At 73.1% G+C, this 5,558-nt stretch carries 2 protein-coding genes; both read right to left on the bottom strand.

The genetic code is table 11. The features are described 5' to 3' along the window. Window positions 1-5,186: amino acid adenylation domain-containing protein (locus ACZ51D_RS43320; protein ID WP_465665811.1), on the bottom strand; the 5,186-nt coding region annotated here is incomplete at its 3' end. A 201-nt stretch (window positions 5,187-5,387) separates the two neighbouring features. After that, on the bottom strand, window positions 5,388-5,558 hold a 171-nt coding region (locus tag ACZ51D_RS43325), incomplete at its 5' end, for a phosphopantetheine-binding protein (RefSeq protein WP_465665813.1).

Consider the following 5,558-nt stretch of genomic DNA (forward strand, 5'->3'; position numbering starts at 1 on the left):
AAGTGGTGGTCGCCGAAGGTGTCGGCGGCCCAGGTGAGGAGCTTGGTGATGTTGCGGTGGGTGATCACCACGCCCTTGGGGCGGCCGGTGGAGCCGGAGGTGTAGATCACGTAGGCGGGGTGCGCGGGCAGTGCGGTGACGACCGGGTTGCTGCGCGGGCGGGTGGAGAGGTCGGCCTGGTCGAGCAGGATGGTGCGAATTCCGTTGGTGGGTGCGGTGATGGTGCTGGTGGTGAGGAGCAGGGTGGGGTTGGCGTCGGTGAGCATGTGGGTGACGCGGTCGGTGGGGTAGTCGGGGTCGATGGGCAGGTAGGCGCCGCCGGCCTTGAGGACGGCCAGGAGGGCGGTCATCAGGTGGGCGGTGCGTTCCATGCGGATCGCGACCAGTGACTCCGGGCGGACGCCCTGTTCGGCGAGGAGGTGGGCGAGCCGGTTGGCGCGCTCGTTCAACTCCCGGTAGGTGACCTGTTCGTCGCCGTGGATGACGGCGACGGCGTCGGGGGTGCGGGCGGCCTGGGCCTCGAAGAGCGCGGGCAGTACGGTCTCGGTCGGGACGCTGTGGGTGGCGCCGGACCAGTCCTGGAGCAGGAGGTGGCGTTCGTCGTCGGCGAGTACGTCGACGGCGCTGACGCGCAGGGACGGGTCCCCGGCGACGGTGGCGAGCACGCGCAGCCACCGCTCGCCGATCGTCCGTACCGATGCCGCGTCGAACAGGTCCGCCGCGTACGTGACCCGCACCGCCAGTCCGTCCGGCGCGCCGGTCGTGTTCACCGCCTCGCTGACACTCAGCTCCAGGTCGAACTTGGCGACCGGGGCCGCACCGGGCTCCGCCGTCACCGTCAGGCCCGGGAGTTCGACGGTTGCCCGCTCGTTGTTCTGCAGGCTGAGCATGACCTGGAAGAGCGGGTGCCGGGCCATCGAGCGCGCGGGTGCCAGCTCCTCGACGAGGCGCTCGAACGGCACGTCCTGGTGCGCGAACGCGCCCAGCGCGGCGTCGCGGACCCGGCCCAGCAGCTCGGCGAAGGTCGGATCGCCGCCCAGATCGGTGCGCAGGACCAGGGTGTTGACGAAGAACCCGACCAGCTCGTCCAGCGCCTCATCGGTACGGCCGGCGACCGGCGTACCGATCGGAACGTCCTCCCCGGCACCGAGCCGGGACAGCAGCACACCCAGCGCCGCCTGCAGCACCATGAACATCGTGGCACCCTGCGAGCGGGCCACCTCGGCCAGCAGGGCGTGCAGCTCCGCCGGCACGGCGAGGTCGACCGAGCCGCCGCGGTGCGAGGCGACGGCCGGGCGCGGCCGGTCGAAGGGAAGCGCCAGCTCCTCCGGTACCGCCGCCAACTCCCGTCGCCAGTACGCCAACTGCTGCTCGAGCAGGTCGCTTCGCGACTCCTCGCCGCCGAGCAGCTCGCGCTGCCAGAGGGTGTAGTCGGCGTACTGCACCGGCAGCGGCGCCCACGCGGGTGCCCGGCCGTTGACGCGCGCCGCGTACGCGGCCGACAGGTCACGCCCCAGCGGAGCCATCGACCAGCCGTCACCAGCGATGTGATGGACCGTCACCACCAGGACGTGTTCCTGTGGCGCCAGTGCGAACAGCCAGGCCCGTACGGGGATTTCCGCCGACAGGTCGAAGGCGAGCCCGGCCGCCCGGGCGACGGCCTCGGCCAGCTCCACCTCGGTGGTGTCGGCCACGGTCAGGCCGAAGCCGAGCCGGTCGAGGTCAGCCGGGAGCACCTGCTGATGCGGGTTTCCGCTGTGGGCGGGGAAGACCGTACGCAGTACCTCGTGGCGGCCGATCAGGTCGAGCAGGGCCGCGTGGAGTGCGGCGCGGTCGAGCTCGCCGGTGAGCCGCAGCGCGACCGGGATGTTGTAGGTGGCGCTCGGCCCATCCAACTGGGCGAGGAACCAGAGCCGTTGCTGGGCGAAGGACAGCGGTACCCGCTCGGGCCGCTCCCCGGTGGCGACCACCGGCGGGCGGACCAGAGCGCCCGGGTCCAGGTGACGTGCCAGGGCGGCGGGGGTGGGTGCCACGAAGAGGGTGCGCAGCGACAGTTCGATGCCCAGGACCGAGCGGATCCGGCTGATCAGTCGCACCGCCAGCAGCGAGTGCCCGCCGCTCGCGAAGAAGTCGTCCTCCGGGCCGACCGCCGCCACTCCTAGCACCTCGGAGAACACGCCGCAGAGCAGTTCCTCCTGCTCCGTGCGTGCGGCGCGGCCCGCCGCCGTCGCCCCGTAGTCCGGGGCGGGCAGGGCGCGGCGGTCGAGCTTCCCGTTGGAGGTCAGCGGCAGGGCGTCCAGGACCACCACGGCCGACGGCACCATGTAGTCGGGCAGACGGGCCCCGACCGTTGCGCGGACCAGCGCGGGCAGCTTCTTGGTGCTCTCCGCGCCGGGGGCCGGGACGACGTAGGCGACGAGGCGCTTGTCGCCGGGCATGTCCTCGCGGGCGACGACCACGGCCCGCGCGAGTCCGGGGCAGTCGGCGACGGCGGCCTCGACCTCGCCGAGTTCGATGCGGAAGCCGCGGATCTTCACCTGCTCGTCGGCGCGGCCGAGGAACTGCAGGTTGCCGTCGGCGGTCCAGCGCACCACGTCACCCGTGCGGTACATCCGCTCGCCGGGGGCGCCGTACGGGCAGGCCACGAAGCGCTCCGCGGTCAGCCCGTGCCGGCCCAGGTAGCCGCGCGCCAACTGGGCGCCCGCGATGTACAGTTCGCCGGCGACACCGGGCGGCACCGGGCGCAGCGTGTCGTCCAGGACGTAGGCGCGGGTGTTCCACATCGGCCGGCCCATCGGCACCACGGCGGTGTCGGTCACCGTCCGCGGGTCCACCGGGAAGTCGGTGCAGCCGACGGTCGCCTCGGTCGGCCCGTAGTGGTTGACGATCGCCACGCCGGGGTGGCGCGCCGACCAGGCGCGGATCGCCTCGGCACGCACGGCCTCGCCGCCGACCATCAGCTGCCCGGTCGGCGCGCACTCCTCGGGCAGCGCGTCCATGAAGGCCAGGTGGCTGGGAGTGCCCTTGAGGAAGGTCAGCCGCTCGCCGGCCAGCAGGGCGGGCAGCCGCTCGTCGAGTGCGGCGACCACCACGCGGCCGCCGCAGGTCAGCGCGCCGTAGAGGCCGGTGACGCCCGCGTCGAAGGAGATGGAGGCATGCAGCAGGGTGCTGCCGGTGAGTGTGGGGTAGGCCCGGTGGCAGCGGACCACGTAGTTCACCAGGGCCCGGTGCTCGATCAGCACACCCTTGGGGCGGCCGGTGGAGCCGGAGGTGTAGATGACGTACGCGGGGTGCGCGGGGAGCAGCTCGGGGCAGGGCAGGGCGGAGCCGTCGTAGGAGTCCAGGTCGGTCTCGTCCAGCAGGATCCGGGGCAGCGGGCCGCGGGCGCCGGCGGTGCCCGGCAGACCGGTGGTGCTGGGCAGACCGGTGGTGCTGGGCAGACCGGTGGTGCTGGGCAGACCGGCGGCGAGGTCGCCGGTGGTGACCAGGGCGACCGGCCGGGCGTCGTCGAGCATGTAGGCGATCCGGTCGGCCGGGTACTCCGGGTCGACCGGCACGTAGGCGGCACCGGACTTCAGCACCGCGAGCAGCGCGATCACCAGCTCGGCCGAGCGTCCGAGGCAGACCGCGACCAGCGACTCCGGGCCGACGCCGCGCTCCCGCAGCAGCCGGGCCAGCCGGTTGGCCCGGGCGTCCAGCTCCGCGTAGGAGAGCCGCTGCCCCTCGGCGACCACCGCCACCGCGTCGGGAGTACGGGCGACCTGGGCGGCGAACAGCGCGGGCAGGTGGGCGGGCGCCACCTCGACGGCGGTGTCGTTCCACTCCTCCAGGATCCGGACCTGCTCGGCGTCGTCGAGCACCCGCACCGCGCTGACCCGGGTGGCCGGCTCCTCGGCGAGAGCCGTCAGTACCCGTACCAGGCGCTGGGCGACGGCTTCGACGGTAGCCCGGTCGAAGAGGTCGGCGGCGTACGTGGCCCGCACCGCCAGCCCGGCCGGGCCACCCGCCGGGTCGAGGTTCTCGCCGACCTCGAAGGAAAGGTCGAAGCGGGCCAAGGCCGTCTGCGCGGCCAGCGGGCGCACGGTGACACCGGGCAGCTCGAGGGTCGCCTGCGCGTTGTTCTGCAGGCTGAGCATGACCTGGAAGAGCGGGTGGCGGGCCAGTGAGCGCACGGGTGCCAGGTCCTCGACCAGGCGCTCGAAGGGCACGTCCTGGTGCTCGAAAGCGCCGAGGCCGGTCTCGCGGACCCGGTCGAGCACCTCGGCGAGCGAAGGGTCGCCGGTCAGGTCCGTGCGCATCACCAGGGTGTTGACGAAGAAGCCGACCAGCTCGTTCAGGTCCTCGTCGGTGCGGCCGGCGATCGGCGTGCCGATCGGGATGTCCCGACCGCCGCCGAGCCGGGAGAGCAGGACGGCGAGCGCCGTCTGCAGCACCATGTACATCGTCACACGCTGCTGCTTCGCCAACTCGGCGAGCTTGGCGTGCAGTTCGGCCGGAACGAGCAGCTCGACGGACTCGCCCCGGTTCGAGGCGGTGGCCGGGCGCGGCCGGTCGTACGGCAGCGCCAACTCCTCCGGGACCCCGGCCAACGCCTGCCGCCAGTAGCCGAGTTGCTCGGTCAGCAGGCTCTCCGGGTCCTGGTCGTCGCCGAGCAGCTCGCGCTGCCAGAAGGTGTAGTCGGCGTACTGGACGGGCAGCGGCTCCCACTCGGGCGCCCGGTCGGCCAGTCGCGCGGTGTACGCGGTGGCGATGTCGCGCGCCAGCGGCTCGAGGGACCAGCCGTCACCGGCGATGTGGTGGACAACCACGGCCAGTACGTGGTCCTCCGGGGCGACCGTGAGCAGCGTCGCCCGGATCGGGATCTCCTCGTGCAGGTCGAACGGGTGCCCCAGGACCCGGGCCACCGCCTCGGCCAGCTCCGCCTCCCCGGCGGGCTCGGCCGTCGCCAGCTCGAACGCGGCCAGCTCGGTCGGCAGCACCCGCTGGCGCGGCTCGCCGTCCACCGCCGGGAAGACGGTGCGCAACACCTCATGACGGTCGATCACATCGCGCAGAGCTGCCTCAAGCGCCGCCGGGGACAGCGTCCCCGTCAGCCGGAGCACCACCGGGATGTTGTACGTCGCGCTCGGGCCGGTCAACTCGCCCATGAACCAAAGGCGGCGCTGCGCGTACGACAACGGAATCATCTGGAGTCCCCTAGCTGTGAGACGGGCCGGCCGCAGGGGCCGGGTCGTGCGATGGATCAGGTCTGGTGTGGTGCTTGTGCGGCCGAAGCTGGTCGGGCCAGGTCGGGCCGGGTCGGGCCAAGTCGGCCAGGCCGGACGCCCGACGGGCCGGATCGCCCGCCAGGCGGCGTCCTTCAGTCGGTCGCCGTCAGTCGGCCTTCGTCAGTCGGCCTCCGTCGGTCGCTTCACCGACCGCAGGCTCGGCCGGGCCCGCTTGGCGGGCTTCAGCCGTTCCGCGAGGGCGGCGGGGGTGGGTGCTTCGAAGAGGGTGCGCAGGGGGAGTTCGGTGCCGAGGGTGGTGCGGATGCGGCTGGTGAGGCGGGTGGCGAGGAG

This window comes from Kitasatospora sp. NPDC033851 (genome assembly GCF_055576085.1).